18 protein-coding genes are annotated in these 20,276 nt (G+C 39.3%); 8 read left to right on the top strand and 10 right to left on the bottom strand.

What is annotated here, in order from left to right; all coding sequences use genetic code 11:
- Nucleotides 1-54 precede the first annotated feature (54 nt).
- From EHQ24_RS08390 to EHQ24_RS08380, 3 genes are read left to right on the top strand one after another with little or no spacing between them, the layout of a single operon-like run.
- Nucleotides 55-642 carry a DUF6962 family protein gene (locus tag EHQ24_RS08390; RefSeq protein ID WP_135601228.1) on the top strand — a complete coding sequence of 196 codons (588 nt, stop codon included), beginning with the start codon at nucleotides 55-57 and terminating at the stop codon, nucleotides 640-642.
- 41 nt (nucleotides 643-683) lie between these two features.
- Entirely contained in the window at nucleotides 684-1,709 is a 1,026-nt protein-coding gene (locus EHQ24_RS08385) for a sensor domain-containing diguanylate cyclase (protein WP_135601227.1), read from the top strand.
- Between the two features lie 45 nt (nucleotides 1,710-1,754).
- Nucleotides 1,755-2,993, top strand: a complete 1,239-nt coding sequence (locus EHQ24_RS08380) for an NADH:flavin oxidoreductase/NADH oxidase family protein (RefSeq protein ID WP_135601226.1) — start codon at nucleotides 1,755-1,757, stop codon at nucleotides 2,991-2,993.
- Nucleotides 2,994-3,020: 27 nt separating this feature from the next.
- On the opposite strand, the gene EHQ24_RS08375 is transcribed toward EHQ24_RS08380, so the two are convergent.
- The 6 genes from EHQ24_RS08375 to EHQ24_RS08350 all read right to left on the bottom strand — a co-directional run bounded on the left by EHQ24_RS08375 (nucleotide 3,021) and on the right by EHQ24_RS08350 (nucleotide 7,463).
- Nucleotides 3,021-3,560, bottom strand: a complete 540-nt coding sequence (locus EHQ24_RS08375; RefSeq protein ID WP_135601225.1) for a DUF6428 family protein — start codon at nucleotides 3,558-3,560, stop codon at nucleotides 3,021-3,023.
- A 9-nt stretch (nucleotides 3,561-3,569) separates the two neighbouring features.
- The gene (locus EHQ24_RS08370; RefSeq protein ID WP_135601224.1) at nucleotides 3,570-3,992 is read right to left on the bottom strand and encodes an arsenate reductase ArsC; all 423 of its coding nucleotides are present in this window, start codon (nucleotides 3,990-3,992) and stop codon (nucleotides 3,570-3,572) included.
- A complete protein-coding gene (locus tag EHQ24_RS08365) occupies nucleotides 3,985-4,332 on the bottom strand; it encodes an ArsR/SmtB family transcription factor (protein WP_135601223.1) in 348 nt (115 codons plus the stop codon). Before EHQ24_RS08365 ends, EHQ24_RS08370 begins: the two co-directional genes overlap by 8 nt.
- Nucleotides 4,333-4,486: 154 nt before the next feature.
- Nucleotides 4,487-5,296 (bottom strand): hypothetical protein, encoded by an 810-nt coding sequence (locus EHQ24_RS08360; protein ID WP_135601222.1) that lies wholly within the window; start codon nucleotides 5,294-5,296, stop codon nucleotides 4,487-4,489.
- A gap of 29 nt (nucleotides 5,297-5,325) precedes the next feature.
- A complete protein-coding gene (locus EHQ24_RS08355) occupies nucleotides 5,326-6,288 on the bottom strand; it encodes an NAD-dependent epimerase/dehydratase family protein (RefSeq protein ID WP_135601221.1) in 963 nt (320 codons plus the stop codon).
- Nucleotides 6,285-7,463, bottom strand: coding sequence for a DUF445 domain-containing protein (locus EHQ24_RS08350; protein ID WP_135601220.1), 1,179 nt, complete (start codon nucleotides 7,461-7,463; stop codon nucleotides 6,285-6,287). The genes EHQ24_RS08355 and EHQ24_RS08350 overlap by 4 nt, the downstream gene beginning before the upstream one ends.
- Before the next feature lie 284 nt (nucleotides 7,464-7,747).
- Here EHQ24_RS08350 and EHQ24_RS08345 point away from each other — a divergent pair, with 284 nt between their 5' ends.
- Complete coding sequence (locus EHQ24_RS08345) at nucleotides 7,748-11,479, top strand: Cna protein B-type domain protein (protein ID WP_135601219.1); 3,732 nt, start codon at nucleotides 7,748-7,750, stop codon at nucleotides 11,477-11,479.
- A gap of 133 nt (nucleotides 11,480-11,612) precedes the next feature.
- On the opposite strand, the gene EHQ24_RS08340 is transcribed toward EHQ24_RS08345, so the two are convergent.
- Nucleotides 11,613-12,395: an ABC transporter ATP-binding protein gene (locus EHQ24_RS08340; RefSeq protein WP_135601218.1), complete on the bottom strand. Its 783-nt coding sequence runs from the start codon at nucleotides 12,393-12,395 to the stop codon at nucleotides 11,613-11,615.
- 2 nt (nucleotides 12,396-12,397) lie between these two features.
- Entirely contained in the window at nucleotides 12,398-13,870 is a 1,473-nt protein-coding gene (locus EHQ24_RS08335) for an HDOD domain-containing protein (RefSeq protein ID WP_135601217.1), read from the bottom strand.
- A gap of 101 nt (nucleotides 13,871-13,971) precedes the next feature.
- Here EHQ24_RS08335 and EHQ24_RS08330 point away from each other — a divergent pair, with 101 nt between their 5' ends.
- Entirely contained in the window at nucleotides 13,972-14,184 is a 213-nt protein-coding gene (locus EHQ24_RS08330) for a hypothetical protein (RefSeq protein ID WP_244310348.1), read from the top strand.
- On the opposite strand, the gene EHQ24_RS08325 is transcribed toward EHQ24_RS08330, so the two are convergent.
- Nucleotides 14,181-15,461 carry a 6-hydroxymethylpterin diphosphokinase MptE-like protein gene (locus tag EHQ24_RS08325; RefSeq protein ID WP_244310347.1) on the bottom strand — a complete coding sequence of 427 codons (1,281 nt, stop codon included), beginning with the start codon at nucleotides 15,459-15,461 and terminating at the stop codon, nucleotides 14,181-14,183. The genes EHQ24_RS08330 and EHQ24_RS08325 overlap by 4 nt on opposite strands.
- Before the next feature lie 150 nt (nucleotides 15,462-15,611).
- Nucleotides 15,612-16,088, bottom strand: coding sequence for a DNA primase (locus tag EHQ24_RS08320; protein ID WP_135601216.1), 477 nt, complete (start codon nucleotides 16,086-16,088; stop codon nucleotides 15,612-15,614).
- A gap of 139 nt (nucleotides 16,089-16,227) precedes the next feature.
- Between EHQ24_RS08320 and EHQ24_RS08315 the strand changes: the two genes are divergently transcribed.
- Genes EHQ24_RS08315 through secA form a run of 3 tightly spaced genes read left to right on the top strand, consistent with a single transcriptional unit; the run spans nucleotide 16,228 to nucleotide 20,271 of the window.
- On the top strand, nucleotides 16,228-16,818 hold the full coding sequence (locus EHQ24_RS08315) for a hypothetical protein (protein WP_135601215.1): 591 nt from the start codon (nucleotides 16,228-16,230) through the stop codon (nucleotides 16,816-16,818).
- Nucleotides 16,815-17,504: a type 1 glutamine amidotransferase gene (locus EHQ24_RS08310; RefSeq protein ID WP_135601214.1), complete on the top strand. Its 690-nt coding sequence runs from the start codon at nucleotides 16,815-16,817 to the stop codon at nucleotides 17,502-17,504. The genes EHQ24_RS08315 and EHQ24_RS08310 overlap by 4 nt, the downstream gene beginning before the upstream one ends.
- A 10-nt stretch (nucleotides 17,505-17,514) precedes the next feature.
- Complete coding sequence (secA, locus tag EHQ24_RS08305) at nucleotides 17,515-20,271, top strand: preprotein translocase subunit SecA (RefSeq protein ID WP_135601213.1); 2,757 nt, start codon at nucleotides 17,515-17,517, stop codon at nucleotides 20,269-20,271.
- Nucleotides 20,272-20,276: the final 5 nt, after the last annotated feature.

Raw genomic sequence — 20,276 nt, 5'->3', positions numbered from 1 at the left:
AGGGATGGTTTATTTTATCTTGCTTCTTATACTAAATTAGTTCTAATACCTGCCATGGTTTTCTCAACATTTCTTTCTGACTTAGTTCTTTCCTTAGTTTCCCTAGCAATGGCTTACAGATTCGTAGGGAAGTCTTCCATTCCCTCTCGTGCCGCACTCTATGGATTTGCCATCATTGGAATTTCAGCCGGACTTGGCTCCATTCACTTTCTGGGAATCAACACACTCGATTCTATCTATCGTTTCTTTGTGGGACTGTCGGGATGTGTCGGTGTTCCTCTATTAGGATTGGCATTTTTTCACTTTACCTTTCGTTCTTTGTCGGAAAAAACTTTTTTCCTTTTCATTGCTATCGCATTTCTTCTTTACTTAGCATTCTCTTATCTCTATCCACTTGGTATTTATTCGACAGTTGTCGGTGGAATTGCGATGTTTATCATTCTCATTAGTTCTCTTGTTCGATTCCCTAGAAAATCAAACGCATCTGTGATGGGAATCATTGGTTCTGTTTTATTTATCGTTGCAGGACTTGTGATCGGAACTAAGGGGTCTACGGGTTCTATTCTGAACGTTGATATCTTTCATATCTTACTTGCGATTGCCAATTACTGTATCGCTGAGGGAATCAAAAAATTAAGCTAGATTAAAAGAGAGGAGTTTTTAGAATCTTTCTAAGAGCAACTATGGAAAGATTCTCTGATTCTACATTAGAAAAAGTACTAAAACTTCAAACAGAATTAACAGCGGCCAAACCAGATGTTCCTTATCTTTTAGATCTCATCACTCTTCGAGCGAAAGAGATCACAAATTCTGATGGGGCAGTTTTTGAATTAGTCGAAGGTGATGATTTAGTTTACCGCGCGGCAAGTGGACATGCAGAAAAACAAATCGGACTTAGGATTCCAGTCAAAGGAAGTTTCTCTGGTCTAAGCCTACAATCCAAAGAAACTTTATATTGTTCAGATTCTGAAATGGATGACCGGGTCAACAGGGAGGCTTGCCGCCGTGTGGGCCTTCGTTCTATGATTGTACTTCCTTTGTATTTTGATTCTGAGATCCTGGGTGTTTTAAAAGTACATAGTGCTGTAGTCGATTATTATTCATCTAACGAAACTTATGTGTTGAATATGTTATCAGGAACCATGGCAGCCATTTTACATAATGCACATAGATGGGCAGAAAGAGAAAAAAGCCTTCAGACGATGGCTTATCTTGCCAGTCACGATGCCCTCACTGGTGTTTACAATCGTTCTGCCTTTTATGATTATTTGAGAAGGGGACTACAAAGAATTCAAGACGATCCCTCTGTTTTGACAGTGGTTCTTTTTGATTTGGATGGTTTAAAAATTGTGAATGATACCCATGGCCATGCCGCAGGGGATTTTTACATATCTAAGTTTGCCAGTCGTTTTTCTCATTTGCTCCAACACCAAGACGTGTTTGCGAGACTCGGGGGAGATGAGTTTGGTCTCATTATGATCCATCATGAATCAAAAGAATCTACGTTAAGTTTACTCGGCAACCTAACCAAAATGGTGGAAGGAGAAATCCAATTTGATACCACCAAATTGGAAATCAAAACCAGTATGGGACTTTCCTTTTCTCCAGAAGATGGATCAGATCCGGAAACATTGATGGCCATTGCTGACAGCCGCATGTATGAACACAAAAAGTCAAAAAAAATAGATAAATCTCTGAATGGAAGGTAACTTCCTTTTATGAATCGTTTGGTTTCATTTGTCTAAGATAGACAAATGAATTCTACTTCTCCATTATTTTCAAATTTTCCACTTCCTTGCGGTGTGACCTTGCCCAACCGACTAGTAAAAGCCGCGATGGAAGAAAATCTATCTAACCACAATTTAGAACCAGACAAAGCATTGTGGAATTTATATGAAACCTGGGCCCGTGGAGGTGTGGGAACTCTCATCACAGGGAACGTGATGGTAGACCACAGAGCCATGACGGGGCCTGGTGGTGTGGTTTTGGAAAGAGGTACTTCCCTAGATGGATTTCGCATTTGGTCGTCCAAAGCAAAAATCGCCGGAGGAAAGATCATTATGCAGATCAATCATCCAGGGAGACAGATATTATCAAAGTTAGGTGGTGAAGTCTGGGCACCGTCTGCTGTACCGGTAGACATTGGAAATTTATCCAAACTACTAGGGAAACCTAGAGCCATGACGGAACCAGAAATTTTAGAAACCATTGAACGATTTGCAAAAACAGCTCAGTTGGCCGAGGAAGCTGGATTTGATGGTGTAGAAATTCATGCTGCCCATGGTTATCTCATCAGCCAGTTTTTATCTCCACTAGTCAATAGAAGAGAAGACAAATGGGGTGGTAGTTTAGAAAATAGATCCCGATTTTTATTAGAAGTGATTCGTAAAGTGCGGGCATCTGTGAAACCAAGTTTTATTGTCGGTGTAAAATTAAATTCCGCTGATTTTCAAAAAGGTGGGTTCCAGTTTTCGGATGCTAAAGAAGTAATCTCCAGAATACAAACATTAGGTGTCGATTTTATCGAATTGTCTGGTGGTAACTATGAAGCTCCTGCCATGCAAGGAGAATCTAGGGATGGATCTACCATTTCCAGAGAAGCCTATTTTTTAGAGTTTGCGAGTGAAGTGGCAAAAACAGCAACCGTTCCCATTTTGGTAACAGGTGGAATCAGAAAAAAACAAATTGCAGAATCGGTTTTGGAATCGGGAGTTCCTTTGGTAGGCATTGCCACGGCTCTTGCCCTCAATCCCAATCTTCCTAATGATTGGAAACAAGAAAAACCAGGATACCAAACCCTACCTGAACCAAATTGGAAATCCAAAACTTTAAAAGGTTTGGCCAATATGGCAATGGTTCGATACCAACTGAATCGGTTGTCACAAAATAAACGCACTACGGTTAAGGTATCGCCTATCTTACGATTGTTATTCGACCAAATTCGGTTGTCTCGACTGACAAAAAGGTATAGAAACTGGATGAAAAAGAATTAATTCAATCCTTCACCTACTTTGTTTTATCTAACAACAGCCTGCTTTTTCCTTCTCTTCTTCCGTGGCTGTTTTTGGAGAACAACAAGAAGAATTTGTTTTTTCTAATTTAGGAAAACTAACAACATCTTTGGGAAGACCACAACTTACAGATGCTTTGCATTCCGTTTTTCCATCTTTTAGATGGATGGAGAAGGACTTTTCAGTTGTACGCATCTCCGAAACAAAATATTGTCTCATCGCTGTTTCTGTATTTCCAAATTCAATTCGTAAAATGGCATCATTGGGAATTTTCATAGAACCATTTACTTTTTCTAGGATGGAATTCACTTTTCCAAGTGTCATAGACTCGGTATCTTTTCCTTCTATCGGTTCTAAAACTTGTAAGATGATTTCTGTCCAAGAATCTAATTTTCCTCCACAATCCACAGACTGAATGTTTGCAAGTTTGAATTCGGTGATATGATAGTTGGGAAAAATTGTTTTGTTTTCACTATAGACAAATTCAAGATGAAGTTCTGGATAAAGTTCTAATTTTGTTTTAAAGTCATACCATGTTATTGTTTTCATTTTTTTCTCCTATAATTCCTTGTTAATAAAAGTTTCACAGTATTCCCGAATCTCTTCTCTCGTTTTAGCAAACGCAGTCCTTACTTCTTCCTCTGTTCCCTTTAACTTAGAAGGATCGGAAAAATTATGATGAAACCTTTTTGCATCACTTGGAAAATACGGACAATTTTCTTTGGCATGATCACAAACTGTGATTAAATAATCAAATGGGATGTCTTTGTATTCATTGATATGGTTCGAAGTATGATAAGAAATATCTATTCCCGCCTCTTTCATTGTCGCAATGGCTTTTGGATTCACTCCATGAGTTTCAATTCCTGCGCTATAAACATTGGCTTTGTCTTTTGCATAAAATCTCATCCAACCTTCTGCGATTTGGCTCCGACAACTATTTCCGGTACAAAGAATTAGAATATTTTTTTGGTTACTCACAGCAGTTACCTTCCTTTTTGTTTTGATATTGTTTGATGAGTGTGATATGTTCTGAAAATTCCTCATAGGCCTTTGATAGATTCTCCCAGTGGATACAGTAACAAGTAGACGTTCCATCCACTTCGCCTTTCACAAGCCCCCCTTCTTTCAGTTCCTTTAAATGTTGAGATACAGTGGACTGCGCCAAAGGAAGGATTTCCACGATCTCTCCACAAATACAAGTTTGGCGCTTCGCCAAAACTTCTAAGATGGCAAGCCTTGCGGGGTGAGAAAGAAGTTTGGTAAAAGAAGCGATCCTTTGGACCTTTTCTGGGAATTCTGCTTTTTTGTTTTGAGCCATAGTTTATCGTAAATATACGATAAAGGAAATTGGCTGACTTAGGTCAAGGGTATTTAGTGGCATTCGGGTAAAAAAATACCCCGGGAAATCTTGGGGTATTTTATGGTTTGTTCGTTTGTGTTTTAAGAATCTTTCAAACAGTGTGATTGTAATTCTAAAGGCCCGAACCATCAGGAATGACCACAGGTTCATCTGAGGTCGGAGTGTCCGGTTTCACATCAGAAGGACTGTATCCGTTATCATTTTGAGGTCTTGGACGGTTGTCCCATTCCCCTGGATTTGGTTTTTTGTTTCCTTCTACAGAAAATAACCATCCATCTTCTTCTTTGTTTTTTGTCCCTTGTTCATGGGGATAAGAATCAATCGGTCTTATGGTGATGGAAATGTATTGGATGATCCGTTCATCTTTAATGGGATCTAAATACGACAAACTATCGTTACGCCATCTGTTTTTGGTGCGAGTTTCTCTTCGAAAACTCTTCATCACCATGTCGAGGTCTTTGGAATATTTTGCAAAATAAGCCCTAGGTGTTTTGGCTTGGATTACATAATACATTCCGCCCTTTCTATGGAATAAAAATCGATTAGAAATCATTTGTTTGTGTTCTGTATAGTGTAAGACAACAAAGACGGATTCATCAAATCCTGCTACTTCGTTTTCTAACATTTTTTCCCGAACAAGTTTTAGGTCAGGGTATTTGGTAAGAAAGGTATCTACTGTTTCTTCAATAAATCGATCGATATCGTATTCTTTGGTACGACGTGCTACATCTACCTGTAATATTGCCTCTCTATTGGTTTTGGAAAATTGAATCCGAACCGTGTCGGGATACCGTAAAACAGACTTTGCCCAACCTCTTGGAAATTCAAATGCAAAACCAAGCGAATCTTCGATCCAAGTTGCTGCATCCAAATGAGAAAGAGTAAGACATAATAAAACAAGTAGGCTAAGTCGCTTTTTCATACTTAGAATATCGGCCCCGAGCACCTAAATTATTGATAGTCAGTTAGGCCTTTTCGTAAATCTCGCTCCGGAAAAATTCCCAAATTTTCAAAGGACTGAGAATCGTAAATAGCCACAGACTCGAGTAGTGGTTGGAGGGGCGAACCATGGAATGGTTTTCTTTTGAGAAAAGCCAAAGATCGAAAGACCAGTTCGATCATTTTAGCAAAGAATCCTCCCACAGGAATGGGAAAAAGGAATTTTCCCATAATTCTTAAACTTTGGAAGGTGTTTATGACTTGGTTCACTGTCACAAATTCAGGATGAGAAAACACATATACTGGTTTAGGTGTTTTTCCATCTAATGTTTGTTTAGTCCAAGTAACTAATGCTTTTGTGGCGTCGGCAATATGGATGACTGATTTTTTTCTAGAGGAAGAAATATAAGGATAAAACTTTAATTTGGAAAGAGAAAGTAATTTTGATATAAAACTTTTGGTTCCTTTTCCATAGATACTCGCCATTCGAAATAGTGAGTAATTTTTTCCAGAATTGAGGATATAGTTTTCTGCTAGTAACTTCGTTTTTGCATAGATGGTGGTTCCCATCCTTTCACTATTTATATTTAAATTAATTTCTTTCGAACCATAAACGGAAACTGAACTGACAAAACCAAAATGGGGGATGTTTCGAGATTTCGCAAATTCAACGAGTAGTTGTGTGGAAGTAACATTGATTTGGTGGTATACTTCTTCTGTGACTTTGGCTCCGGAAACTACAGCTGCCAAATGTAAAATCAAATCAATGGATTCTGGAATTAAAAAATCATCCGGGTTTTTTATTTTAGAAAGATCTCTTTCATAAAACTTAAAATTTTTATGAAACCGGATGGAATCAGGAAAATGGGTGTAATGATTTCCAATAGCAATGATTTTGTAATCTTCGATTAGATCTTTTAATAATTCTTTTCCAAGAACTCCACTCCCTCCGGTAATTAATATTGTTTTTGTCATACAAGAAATACCATTTGAAACCAACCCACAACGGCACCTAGGGCCGCTCCCACTAAAATTAATAACAATTCATCTTCTTGAAAGGCGGATCTTAGAATGGATTCAAATTCTTTAGGAGGGAGTGCCGCCATTCGATCTCCCATCATGGTTTCTATTTCCAAAGCTGAACCTAAATATTCTTCTAAGTGAAATGATTTTTCTACAGCATTGTCGGCCATAGCCATTCCGATTCTTTCTTTTGCTGCATCAAACTCGTCAATTTTTCCAGTAGCATAAAGCGCTGGTTTTGCGAGGAAAGTAATGGTGTCCACATGATGGATCACTTCATTTCGAATGATCTCAATGATATCTTTGGATGCTTTTCCAAATATTAATTCCGAAAGAATGTTTTTGGGAGTTAGAATTTTTTCGCTCACCAGTTTTGCATAAAGTCTAGAAACTTCTGTTTGTCTTTTTAAAAACAAACCTTGGTAGGTAAAAATTCCCAAAAACTTTTTGGGAAGTAGGGGGCGAAAGATCATTTCAAGAGCCAAGTAGTTTGTCAGATAACCAACAATGACTCCTTGGATGGGAAGAGTCCATGGCAACGGAAAGTAGATCATAAAAATCATTTGGACAAGTCCCAAAAGAAATCCAAAATAAAATCCTGATCTTTCAATGAATCGAAATTCGGGAGCTCCCACTTCTTGGAAAAGTTCCACAACAAGACCCACATTATTTCCTGATAGTTTTTTCAAAACTAAGGACTTTACATCAAAGAGGGAATCGATGTCCTTTTGGAGTTTTCGAATCACTTTGCGGATGGTAACTCCACTTTCCCTTCTGACTTTATGGTAAATTTCTTCTCTGACAACTTCCGGAATCATATCCCAAAGTTTTGGATCCAAACTGTCGGAAAATTCTCGCATCGTATAGCGGATGCTAGGTTCTAATGCTGGTAGGAAAACGATTTCTGCTTTTTTGGGATCTACTTTTAAAAAAACTTCTTTGATATTGAGGAGGCGCTCCGTGATCACATCTACGGACTTGCTGGCCATTTTATGGGCCTTTCTTGGGATGATGCCCTGCCAACCCAAATAGGGGGGAATTCCTATGAACTGGATGGGGTAAAAAGTCATCTTTAGGGCCAGCCAATTGGTCACCCAACCCACAAATCCATAAGTAAACGGAATCATTAGGAGTTTCCACGTATCCGCTGTCAGCCCTTTCTCCCACATTCCGCTATGAGTAATCCCTAGGAGTTAAAACAAGAGCAATCGAAATTCCTTCCGAGGGTGATTTTTCCTGCCTTCACGGTAACTTTTGTTATTTTTTTGCCGATAGCCCTAAAAAAGGTTTGATTTGTGTACGGAAACAGACTACAAATGGTACACTTCGGCAATCTCTTAGGAATTTCCCGAAGTGCATTAGAAAATCTGTGGTTTTTCCACAAAGCGAATTTTGATAGAGGGTAAGTCTTATGCGTGTTCGAGGAATCATAACCGTTCTCGTTCTTTTATCTTTAGCAGTTGTGGGTTGTTCCCGCAAAAAGAAATCAATGCCGTTCTGGTTCTTACTAGGAACTGGTGGTGCTGTCTCCGATGCAAGAGATGGAGTCGTGGTTCCTCCCGATTCCAATGGGGTTCCTCTCCCCACACCTGGTGATGGTGTGACACCAACCGATCCAGAAGAAGTTCCTGGTAATAATTCCGGACAAGAAGTAGCAACCCATGGCCCAGCGCGAGTCATTGGAACCATTGTTCCAGTTGTTTCTGGTGTTCCTGCGAATGTAGTTTGCGGAAACCCTGGTGCTCCAGCAGCTCCTGGATGTATCGATCTTACTTTAATCTCTGTTAGAATCGAAGTTGCCAACGGAGAAACAAATACTCTTGTTGCCTCCACATATGCTGGATCCAATGGAAAATTTCAATTTGATTTAACTGACCTTCCTAATAACAACTACCGAGTTCTCATCAATACGGGATATGGCCTCAACTATACTTACCAAGATTTTTCTTTTGTTTTTGATCCGACTCAAAATCCATACACTTTGGTGAATGTGGGAAATCTTCTCGCAGAACGTTTGTATTATGGTCAAGGCCCTGCACAATTTGTAGGAGTGGTCACAAGTCCAGGATTTTCTGGTGGTGGAGTCACAGTTCCCGCAGGTCCAGTTGCCGGGATTACAGTTTCTATTGTTGATTCCAGTGGAAATACTGTAGGAACGGGAGTCACTGGCGCTAACGGTTCTTTTGTCATCAACATCAACCCACTTCCTAACGGAAATTATACGGTTGTATATGCTGGTGATTCGGTAGAAGTATCTGGCCAACCCTTTGCCAATACCACTGAATTCATTCACTACACTTTTCCTGGAACCAATCCAAACACTGTGGCCCAAGTTGACTTAGGGGAAACAAGTCTTCCTTGGATGGCAGCAACAGAAAGTGACCTTCACTTAACTGGAAATATCCTAAATGGAGCCCTTCCTTCTGACTCCACTTCTGTTTTCACTATCAAACTTAAGAACGAACAAGGTGCTATTTTACAAACAGTACAAATTACTGGGAATGGAAGTTTTGCCATCGATGGAAGTTACCTGACAAATGGTGTTTACTACATAGAAGTATCCAACCCGGTATTTTACACCGTATCACAATCCTTTTTGTTTACAGCGTCTCCTAATGGCGGAACCAAAAACGTAGCCCTTGCCGATCCAATCTACATTGTTGCAAAACCTTCTCTTGTCACAGGGTTTGTTAAAGACTCTAATGGGGATCATGTTGCAGGAACTGTCATCAACGTAAGGCCTTCGGCCAACCAAGCACCATCTCGACTTTTGTATCTGAAAGATGATCCAAAACTTGGAAACGCAGTCAAACTTTGGATTGTTGAGGCACTGAGTGCAGTTGCAGGAACCAATTGTTCTTTAAACCAAGCAGGTTCTATTTGTTCTTGTGCGGTAAATCCAACAGCTTCTTGTTTGGCGGCAGTCCAAGGTTCTGGCCCATGGGCATACCAAACTTATGGAAACAAACTTTATGAAGTCAACCCAACAACCAAAGAAGTATCCTTCCTTGGTGCAAGTGGGCTTTGGGCTTATTACATTTCGGCTCCAGGGTTTGAAAACTATTGTGGATCCAATCCAACTCCTTGTTCTTCCAATCCACTCGCTGTGAGTTTGAATGGAAACAATTACAATGCGGGAACCATTTCTATGACTTCCATTGCTGCTCGTTCCCAAATCGTTGGATCTATTTCGATTCGTGATACGGCGCCAACAGCAAATTCCACTCACACAAGCCAATCGGGACTGTTTGTGGTTCTTTTAGGAAATACTTCCGCTGATGGATCTAGTCTGGCTCACATCACCACTACTTCTGCAGGACAGTTTAGTTTTGGTGGTAGTTCTTATGTTGTGACTTTACCTGCCATCCTTCCTGTCCCTTTTACGAATGATGAGGCGGGAAGAGTTGGATATGCATTATTCCAATTGGGAACAGGTTCAGCGACTACCCTTGCACAATCACCGAGTGTGGCTCGGGCAAATGATAACGGTGCCTCCATCGATATCATTAACGGAAACGAATACAACTTTCGCCAAAGTTCTTACCAACTGATTGTTGTGGATCGTGTGGCTCCTTCTTACCAATCTAATTATTTGTCTTCTGCAAGTTTGCGAGTGGACACATCAAGCGTGGCAACCAACCAATATGCGTTTTCACCTGCTGTCTTCAATTTGAACGGAACTGTGGCGCATAGCCCAAGAGCCACTGTGACTGGTGTGGTGACGGATGCCGTATCCACTCAAAATGTAAGTGGAGCCACTGTGACTCTCGGTCGTTTGGTCGGTGGAAATTTCACTGCCGATGTGCACCGTGACTGCTCAGGAGGATTTGATTCTCCGAATTGTTCTGTTTCTTCTAATAGAACTTCCGGTTCCGACCAAGTGGTGGGATCTGTTTCATCGCAATCTAATGGAAGTTATAGTTTCCCATTCCTTTCTCCAGGTTCTTACCAACTTCGTGTGGAAAAAAATGGAATCACCACTTACTTCCCTGTAGAAGTAGGGACTGGCGGCGGAACTGTCGTTGTGAACACTCCTATCATTACAAATGATGGTCGTGGTCACTTATCCGGTTCTGTCAGAACTCCTGGTGGGTTCTCTTTCCTTGGAACTTATTCTTTGGAGATAGTTGATCCTAACGGTGGAACATTACGTCCGTCAGCAGGTGTACAACCTTCTTCGATTGCCACTGGTTCCACTATCTTTTCTAATGCGAGCCAATACACAATCTTCAATATCAACGCAGGTCGTTGGAAAGTTCGATTTGTTTCGGCAGGATATGCATCAGTAGAGGGAATTGTGGACATCCAAGCGGATGTTACGACTAACTTTGATATCATTACTTTTGTTCCAGGAAGCCAAACCAGTGGTTCGATTTCTGGACGTGCACTTTCGGCATTGTATAATACTGGAGTTTGTAACCTAACGGCTCGCATTCGACCAGGTGTGAATGTAAAATCGGGAGCTTATGCGATCGATGCCAATGGTGCGACTATCGCATCTGTAAAAACATCCACAGACGGATCTTATGTGATCCCTTCCGTGCCACCAGGTAACTACACTTTAGAAGTATCGGGTTCTGGAAAACGAGGGGACTGCACTTCCGTATCAGAGACTTATTCCACAACATACAGAACGGTTGTCTCTGCTGGATCGGAAACTCCTGCAAACCAAAACATCTTAGTCACACCAATCCTTCCTGATAACGAAATGCGAGTGGTGCTATCTTGGGGTGCAAAACCGCGGGATTTGGACTCTCACTTACAATACGGAAATTCGGCGAATAACCGTATCGTTTGGAATAACAAAACTCCACTCGGTGCTGGGAACGGAAGTTTGGATTACGATATCACAACAGGATTTGGTCCAGAAACAATCACTCTCCAAGGATCTATTTGGAGTCAACCTAACCGCTATTACAGCATTTACAATTGGTCTGGTGAAGCCCTTATGGGAATCTCTGGTGCCAATGTTCGGGTCTTCAAAGGAAGTGTAGGGGAAGTGAGAAACTATTCCATTGCACCAAACCATTCCAATCGTTGGTGGAAAATCTTCTGTATCGCACAAGACAAAACCATCTCTGATGTCGGAACTGCGGGTTGTAGTGCCTCTAACTTTATTGAAAGGTCAATGTATTCCAACTAATCGATAAATGAAGGAAAACACTGTATCCAAAGCTTGGGTACAGTTTCAAATCAAAGATTCAATTCCTGTACAGAATTTAGGAGTTAACAACTGATAGCGGCTTTTAAGATTTTGATTAGAAATTTTGAATTCTTTAGGAAAGGACAGTAACGGAATACTGTCCTTTTTTTTCGTTCACTTGTAAATCGAGATCATAAAGTTTAGAAAGGTTTTTGTCGGTTAACACTTCGTTTTTATTTCCAAAACTAATTACCTTTCCTTCTTTTAGTAAAAGCACTTTGGAAAAGTCTTCAGGAATTTCTTCGATTCTGTGAGTGATGAGAATTCTTGTGAGTTTTGGGTTGTTTGTTTTTAATTGGAATAAGGACTTTCCAAAATCGGTTCTGGCAGTAATGTCTAAGGTGGCCGTTGGTTCATCTAAAACTAAAATTTCTTTTCCTACCCCAAAGGCACGTAATAACAAAACTTTCATTTTTTCCCCAGAAGAGAGGGTGGAATAAATTTGGTCTTTTTTGTGGATTAAATTTACAGAACGTAACAACGATTCTGCGGTCTTTTCTTGCATTTCTGTTGGGTCTTTGTATAGCCCAAGGGTTCCAATCACACCAGTCAGTACCATTTCAAATGTGGTGAGTCTTTGTAATAAGGATTCTTGGTGGCCGGGTTGCACCATCCCAATACGATTTTGTAAAGGTGCCATTGGAGTTTCGCCGTATGTTTCCCCAAATGCAGAAATTGTACCGACTGTGGGCCATGAATAACCAAAGAGCAGATTGATGAGAGTGGTTTTTCCGGCTCCGTTCCTTCCTATAATGGCAAGAGAATCACCGTCATTTAACGAAAAATTGACATTGTCTAAAATTTTTTTGTCTGTTCTAACAAAAGAAACGGATTCGAAACGGATAACTTCATTCATTGTTACTCATTAGACTTTTTAAATAGCAGTTCGATTTTGTTCACTGCAGCAGAGAACACATCGATATTATCTAAATTAAATTTTGCGAGTAGGATTTTGTCAATCGCATAGAATCCCTTTTTTTGTTCGTGGTAGTCAGCCATCATATTTGCCATATAGATGACTTCAACGAGATCGCGTAGTTCTGGTGGTGCTAAAAAAGGTTTGTGATGGTATTCGATGGCAACACGTAAATCTAAAGGGAATTCCCATTTTTCTGCAAGGAGTGCGCCCAGTTGCGGATGGCTCAGTCCAATTGCCATTTCTTCTAGTAACGTAGAGTTACCGGAGTCAACACCACGTTGGTAGGTTTCGATTTTTTTAAAAAATCCACGATCCACAGAAAGTAAAAGGAATTTTCCAATATCGTGTAACAAGGCACTTACGGCAATAATATCGGCAATTTTATTGGTATGGTTGTTTTCTGTAGCCAGATAACGAGCGTAATAACTGCAACGGCTGGAATGGTCCCAAACATCCATCATCTTGCCATATTGGCCATCCATAATTTTACGAACTCCAGATACATAAAGAAGGTTTCGTAAGTTTTTTAGTCCTACAACCTTTACCGCTTGTAGGATAGAACTGACTTGGCTTCGATTTGCAAAAAAAGCAGAGTTAGAAAGTTTTAATAGATCAGCAGAGAGAGCAGGATTTTTTTCGATTTCTTGCGAAATCATATGTAAGTCAGAATCGGGATTGTTACATAGTTGAATGATTTTTGTAAGAGAATGTGGGAGTGGAGGAAGCCCATCAATTTCGTTTAAGAGTTTTGTTTTTAAATCAGTTTGGATTTCAACAGGGGTTGTGACTTCTGGTACAGAAAGTGTAGCGCGCGTTATCTTGTCGTTTGTAAAAATTTTGAATTTTTCAGAACCAATTCCAGAGTTTTTTAAGAGGAGTTGGATGAGTACTAACCCTAAACCAGCAGATTCTGTACTGTCTGAAACGTCTGTAAATGCATCGGAAAGGTCGTTATAATTTTTAGCGACTTCAATCCTTCGATTAACTCTTGCTAGTTCTTCTTTTGTGATAGGTGCGTTGTTTTCGACAGCAAAGTGGATAGACTTTCCTTCCACTTTCATGAGGAGGCTGATGTAGTAATTTCCGCCGTCTAACCTGTCCAATTGTTCATTCCACTTCATGATGATGTTTTCTTGGAATCGGGACATTCCCTTAGCATAGTCACCAGCGTTTTGTATGTCTAGGTTCTCACGGGTAAAGTAATCACGTTTTGCGTTGGCCTTATTGGCATTCATTAGAAGTTCTTTGAGGACAGTGAAGATGACTTCTACTAAATAAAGTTTATCCATATACCCCATTACATGGACAAGTAATGCGTATATCTCCTGATTTTGTTCTTCTGTAACAAAGTAAAAGTTGATTCTAGATTCTTTTGCGGTTTCTAATTGAGAGATAATTTCTTGAAAATTCACAAACGCTTTTTCCCGTAACACTCTTATATTTTAAATTCTTTTGGACGCAATAGATATTTTTTTCCCATCCAATTTCTATTTTGTCCCAGGGAAATTGTATAGTGATATCAACAGTGGAGGAAATCACTATGGATATGTTAGACCAAATGAATTTGCATTTACTCATGCAAGAGAGACTGGAAAAAATTTTAGAAGATATCGAAAGCCGGCCTAAGGGGAAATCCAAAAAAACAAAAGCTTTTGATCGAATTCCCGCAAACAAAGAACGCGCTGAATGGAATCTACAAGAGATACCCGTTCTATTCGGAGCTTAACTTAGTGAAAACCGCAACCAAGTGGTAAGGGTTTTTTTATGGATGATGCCGGAATGGTCTTGGTTAGCCCACTTTGCCAGTTCTGCTATCGATGGGGGAAATCCCTGAAATGTTTCTAAAGAATGTTCCTGATCTTTTTTGGATTGGAAATTTGTTTCCTTTGCGTCGGAAAAAAATTGAAACAGAGAAAGAGAATTTTTTCGATTCATCTCTTCCCAAGCTTTTTGATTTTTGCCTTTTCTTTCGCCAGAATACAAACGTTTGGTGATAAACTCTAAACTTCTTAGCCGACTCGTGTTTGGCAAATAATACCTTTCGTAACCAGTGCCCTTACAATGGGATTTCCCACGTTCTGCTAAAAAACTAACACCTGTAATAAAAAAATTTCTATTTTCTATCGATTTCGTAAGGGAATCTACCATCCCAAGCAAATTCAAACTGGGATTGGAATAATGTGGCCAAATTTTTCCAAGTCCATTCAAAAATAAATGCTCTAGAATTTGATCCAGAGGGTGGCCGGTATTGACTAGAATTTTGGGATTGGTTAATTCAAAAATATAAGATGACCCACCTAACCAAGTAATGATGGGGATATATTTTGGTACATCTAATAAAAAATGATAATTAGTTCCTCGACCTGAATCAAAAGATACAATATAATCAGGGATGATTCCGTTTGGCAAAAGGTATCCGAGAGCTGTGTCACTGGCAAAAATCAGAAGACGGTTTCTTTCTTTTTGAATTTTGGGTAGGTCAATTTCCAAACCTGGACTTGCTCCCACAAACAAAACGGATGTATTTTTTCCTGAAAAGGATTGGAACCATTGGAAACTAGTTTTGTTAGAAAAAAGGCTGGTTCTGTTTTTTAAATAGTTATGAGTCCATAGATGACGGAAATGTTGGATTGTGTTCCTGTTGATTTCGTTTGAGGACTGTTGTGATTGAAAGTAGGTTTGGCAGGTTTTCGTAAGTTCAGGAAACAACCTTTCATAACTTGGAGTGGCGTACAAACTCCATTTGGATCGTAAAGATTCAGAAACATTGGGAAGAAAATTGATTTTGGCTTTTAATTCTGACCAATTAGGGGTGGTTCCCGTAATCAAAAACCAAAGGATTCCTTTCGATTTTGCCTGGTTTTCAAGGGTTTGTAACTCCGATTGAAATTCTTTTAATTCATAAATTTCTTTGTGAGGTTCCCAGAAAACGATAGTTTGGTGTTCGTTTGGTGATTCTGTAAAAGATCTAACAATGTATAAAGCACCAATACCCAAAACCACAGGGATTGAATCTTTGCGGAGGTTTGAGAGAAATCGAGAAGCCTCCTTTTCAGGGGAGACTCTTGAGTGTAGATAAGAATTGTCGGTGGTTTGAAAATTGTAGAGAAGGTTGTTTTGAAAAAGAGGAGTTAGAGGAATGGGAGTAACCTCTTAGTCCTCTTCATCCTCGTCAGCTGCATCATCATCGTCATCAGAGTCGTCGTCGAAGTCGTCATCTTCTTCTTCATCCTCGTCATCATCTGAATCGTCACCAAACTCATCTTCGAAACCATCTTCGAGTTCTGGTTTACGTGCTTCTTCTTCTGGGATAAAATCTTCTTCAATGTCTTCTTCTGCATGAGGAGCAAAGGAAGTTCCCGCAGTGGATGTAACACCAGCGAGTTTGTCTTTTTCCGCTTGGAGGAGAGCTTTTTCTTCAGAGGAAAGGTATTTCCACTGAACCATATCATTAGTAAGTGCGTATAATGCTTGAACTGTTAATTTACGGTTCTTTAATTTTTTAGGAAGAGTGATTTTATCGATTTTATCAATCGTGCTGAAACCAGCCACGCAAGTTTCGTATTTTTTTTCCCGGCAAAGTTCTATTAAGGATACGATATCAAAGTCTTCTTTATGCGATTGGCTCATGTTTTTTTGATTCCCCGGAGGCAGTGAGTGGAATGTTAGACCAGACTGAGGGGTGGGGGTCAGATGTCAAGGGAAAGTTCGAAAACGGGCTTTACAGGCCTTCTCGTAGTCCAAACCATGGGGAAGGATCGTCCAATATATGGGCTTTATGAAAACTTTTCTCATCTCAATCTTTAGTTTATGTCTCATTAGTTGCGCCCCTGCAAAATCCTCCTACTTTGGAGAGGAGTCCTGGGCCGGACTTACCGCAAGTGGAGCTGAAATTTCTTTCTCAAAACTCGAAAAAGAAGAAATCGCCCTCAATGTTTACTCACCTGACTGTGTTCCTTGTTGGAAAGAAATTCCTGCACTTAATCTTTTACATGCCGAAATCGAAAGTCAGTTTCCTACTAAAGCATTATATATGATTGTAGATCCTTACCAAATCGTTCCCGATATCTCCGACGATCGTCCGTTTGGTGAAGTTTATAAGTTGGCCAAAGAACGAATGGAAATTGAAATCAAAAATCGGAAGATCCAAGTTCCTATTGTTTTTATGAAACCACCTTTTCGTGTCAAAGAAGGTGGGCTTATCACCGGAACACCAGAGACCATGTTGTTTGTAACAAAACCTATGCGGTTGTATTATAATTTTTTAGGATCAATTTCAGAACAGGCTTCGGCTGAAGTCATTCGAAAGGATGCTAAGTTTAATTTCTTTCGATACCAATTTGGAATGGAATCATTATGAGAGCGGTATTCATAAGATTTATAGATTGTGAAGGTCCAGGAATTTTAGAACCCTTACTTCGCGAAGCTGGTTACCGGATTAGTTATCAAAATGCTTATGATAGGCGAATCCATTTGATGCCAGAAATTCATTTGAATTTTGATTTGATTGTTATGTTAGGTGGCCCGCAGTCGGTAGCTGATCCAAACGAACAAGAGTTTTTTAAACCATATTACGATATCGTAAACAACGTGGCAGCATTACCAAACAAAAAACTCATTGGGATTTGTTTGGGTTCACAAATCATTGCGAAGGCGTTAGGTGCCAATGTTCGGCCGGGAACAAAAGGCCCAGAAACAGGGTTTTCTGAATTACAAATTTTAAAACAAGAACATCCAATTTTTAAAGGTATTAACAAAGAATCAATTTTAGCATTTCACCTTCATGAGGATATTTTTGACATTCCTGTCGGTGCAGAACATTTACTTGCTAGTGAATTCTATGCAAATCAGATGTTTGCTTATAAAAACAAAGTTTTTGCTTTTCAAACTCATTTAGAACCAACTTTAGAAATGTTAAATGTTTGGCAGTCAGTTCATAAAGAGTTTATTGCAAAAGGTACTGGAGATTTTTCTGATATAACCAGCAAACAAAAGGTAATGGCGGAAACAGCCACTACCATATTTCGAAATATTATAAATTTATAACGGACTCAGTATGTTTCAAAAAATATTAACAATTTTATTCGGCAGTAAGTATGAAAGGGATTTAAAAAGATTAAATCCAATTGTAGACGCTATCAATTCTTTTGAGCCGACAATCAAGGCTATGGATGATGAAACGTTATCCGCTCAAACCATTAAGTTTAAAGAAAGATTGGCCTCTGGTGAAACTTTGGATGATATTTTGCCTGAAGCATTTGCAACGGTTCGTGAAGTGGCCTACCGCACTTTGGGTATGCGTCATTTTGATGTGCAGATGATGGGTGGTATTTCCTTACATTGGGGTAATATTTCTGAAATGAAAACAGGTGAAGGTAAAACTTTAACATCTACCTTGCCTATTTATCTGAATGCACTTTCTGATGAAGGTGTTCATGTTGTTACTGTTAACGACTATTTGGCGAAAAGGGATGCGAATTGGATGCGTCCTGTATTTGAATTTTTAAAGGTTTCTGTTGGTGTCATTCAACATGATATGGATCATGAAGAAAGAAAAGTTGCATACAATTCTGACATCACCTATGGAACTAATAACGAGTTTGGTTTTGATTATTTACGGGATAACATGGTGAGTTACAAAGAACACCGTGTACAAAGACAACATAACTTTGCCATTGTGGATGAGGTGGATTCCATTTTAGTGGACGAAGCAAGAACTCCTCTCATCATTTCTGGACCTGCAGAAGAATCGACAGACAAATATATTAAAGTAAATAAAATCATCCCTAAACTCATTGAGGGTGAAGACTACGAGATTGATGAAAAGGCAAAAAATGTAATTTTATCAGAAGCGGGTGTTCATCATGTGGAGGAGTTGTTAGGTGTTGAAAACCTTTATCAAGCAGAAAACATAGAGCTTGTTCATCACGTACAACAAGCACTCAAAGCTCATAAGATATTTTATAGAGACAAAGATTATGTAGTACAAGACGGAGAAGTCATCATTGTGGATGAGTTCACTGGCCGTTTGATGAAGGGACGACGTTATTCTGACGGATTACACCAATCTTTGGAAGCAAAAGAAGGGGTAACCATTGCCCGTGAATCACAAACCTTGGCTTCCATCACTTTCCAAAACTATTTCCGTATTTATAAAAAGTTAGCTGGTATGACAGGAACTGCGGACACGGAAGCAGAAGAATTCAAAAAAATCTATAATTTAGATGTGATTGTGATTCCTTCCAATTTGAAAATCCAACGTTTGGATATGGCAGATCGAGTATATAAAACAGAACGAGAAAAGTTTGATGCTGTAGTAAAAGACATCCAAGAAAAGGTATCTAAAAAACAACCAGTACTTGTGGGTACAATCTCCATTGAAAAATCGGAAGTACTGTCTAAACTTCTCACTTCACATGGAATTGCGCATAACGTTTTGAACGCAAAACAACACGAAAGAGAATCGGAAATTGTAGCCAATGCTGGCCGACCTGGAGCGATTACCATTGCTACGAACATGGCAGGCCGGGGAACGGATATTGTCCTTGGTGGGGCACCAAAATACAAAGAGGATCTTGAGAAGTTAGATGATCTTAGTGATTCTTTAGGTATTAAAACCAAAGCTGATTTAGAAGTAATTTATAGTTTTCGTGAAAACTTAATCAAACAGAAGTTTGATGAGGCAGAAACAAAGATATCTGAAATAAGAAACGATAGTATCAAAAAAGAATGTAATAAAATTCTAACAGAAGCAAAAAAATGGAAAGTAGATCATGATTTTGTAATCGGAGCTGGTGGATTACATATCATTGGTTCGGAACGACATGAATCACGCCGAATTGATAACCAACTTCGAGGTCGTTCTGGTAGACAAGGGGATCCAGGTTCTTCTAGATTTTATCTATCCTTACAAGATGATTTGATGCGAATATTTGGATCGGATCGAATTGCTCGAATTATGGATACACTCAAAATGCCTGAAGGCCAAGAGTTAGAACATAATATGGTATCGAATGCCATTGCCCGTGCGCAAAAACGTGTGGAAGGTCATAACTTTGATATCAGAAAACATTTGTTAGAGTATGATGATGTGATGAACCGTCAAAGAATCTATATCTATGGAATCCGAAATGAACTTTTAGACAAAGGGAATATGTCGAGAACCATCGCGGATTTTTTTGATGAAGTAGTGGAAAACCAAGTCATTTTATATTGCGAAGGTAATAACGTAGACGCTTGGGAAACTGATTCACTCAATGAATGGTTACAAAGTTTAGGAATCACAGAAATCATAGATGGAAAACAATTTAAAAAAGAAGCAAACCCTCAACTCAAAGTATTTGAGATTGTTTCTAAATTGGTAAAAGACCTTTATGAATTCAAAGTTTCATCCATTGGGGAAGAAGTTTGGCGATCTATTGAAAGGAATGTGTTTTTAGACATTTTGGATCATAGATGGAAAGAACATTTGTATGCAATGGATCATTTGAAGGAAGGAATTTGGACGGTCGGATATGGCGAAAAAAATCCGCTCATTGAATACAAACTCCAAGGATTTAAGATGTTTGACCAGTTGGTTGAAAGTCTTAAAAATGAAGTGGTTTCTTTTCTCTTAAAAATTGAAGTCACTGAATCCGATCGTAACCAAGATGAATCCTCACCAAAAGAATACAAAAAAATTGGAGAGGAGCAAAGGGCGGAAGTGGATATGTTTGGAAATGAAGTTAAGTCGAACAAAACCAAAGCGCAAGTTTCATCTACAACTAGTTCTGGTGGTGGATCGGAAAGAAAGTCTAGCCGAAGAAAGAAGTAACGAAC

The sequence above is a fragment of the Leptospira noumeaensis genome, from assembly GCF_004770765.1.
GTDB lineage: Bacteria > Spirochaetota > Leptospiria > Leptospirales > Leptospiraceae > Leptospira_A > Leptospira_A noumeaensis.
The sequence above is the reverse complement of the archived record's forward strand: the minus strand, read 5'-3'. Positions and strand labels throughout refer to the sequence as shown.

Bases quoted from the DNA above. Each gene is read 5' to 3' on its own strand.
- EHQ24_RS08360 (WP_135601222.1), bottom strand. From the start codon at position 5,296: ATGAAAAAGCGACTTAGCCTACTTGTTTTATTATGTCTTACTCTTTCT.
- EHQ24_RS08345 (WP_135601219.1), top strand. From the start codon at position 7,748: ATGCGTGTTCGAGGAATCATAACCGTTCTCGTTCTTTTATCTTTAGCA.
- EHQ24_RS08390 (WP_135601228.1), top strand. From the start codon at position 55: ATGGTTTTCTCAACATTTCTTTCTGACTTAGTTCTTTCCTTAGTTTCC.
- EHQ24_RS08385 (WP_135601227.1), top strand. From the start codon at position 684: ATGGAAAGATTCTCTGATTCTACATTAGAAAAAGTACTAAAACTTCAA.
- EHQ24_RS08350 (WP_135601220.1), bottom strand. From the start codon at position 7,463: ATGATTCCGTTTACTTATGGATTTGTGGGTTGGGTGACCAATTGGCTG.
- EHQ24_RS08310 (WP_135601214.1), top strand. From the start codon at position 16,815: ATGAGAGCGGTATTCATAAGATTTATAGATTGTGAAGGTCCAGGAATT.
- EHQ24_RS08315 (WP_135601215.1), top strand. From the start codon at position 16,228: ATGGGCTTTATGAAAACTTTTCTCATCTCAATCTTTAGTTTATGTCTC.
- EHQ24_RS08365 (WP_135601223.1), bottom strand. From the start codon at position 4,332: ATGGCTCAAAACAAAAAAGCAGAATTCCCAGAAAAGGTCCAAAGGATC.
- EHQ24_RS08340 (WP_135601218.1), bottom strand. From the start codon at position 12,395: ATGAATGAAGTTATCCGTTTCGAATCCGTTTCTTTTGTTAGAACAGAC.
- EHQ24_RS08320 (WP_135601216.1), bottom strand. From the start codon at position 16,088: ATGAGCCAATCGCATAAAGAAGACTTTGATATCGTATCCTTAATAGAA.
- EHQ24_RS08375 (WP_135601225.1), bottom strand. From the start codon at position 3,560: ATGAAAACAATAACATGGTATGACTTTAAAACAAAATTAGAACTTTAT.
- secA (WP_135601213.1), top strand. From the start codon at position 17,515: ATGTTTCAAAAAATATTAACAATTTTATTCGGCAGTAAGTATGAAAGG.
- EHQ24_RS08355 (WP_135601221.1), bottom strand. From the start codon at position 6,288: ATGACAAAAACAATATTAATTACCGGAGGGAGTGGAGTTCTTGGAAAA.
- EHQ24_RS08380 (WP_135601226.1), top strand. From the start codon at position 1,755: ATGAATTCTACTTCTCCATTATTTTCAAATTTTCCACTTCCTTGCGGT.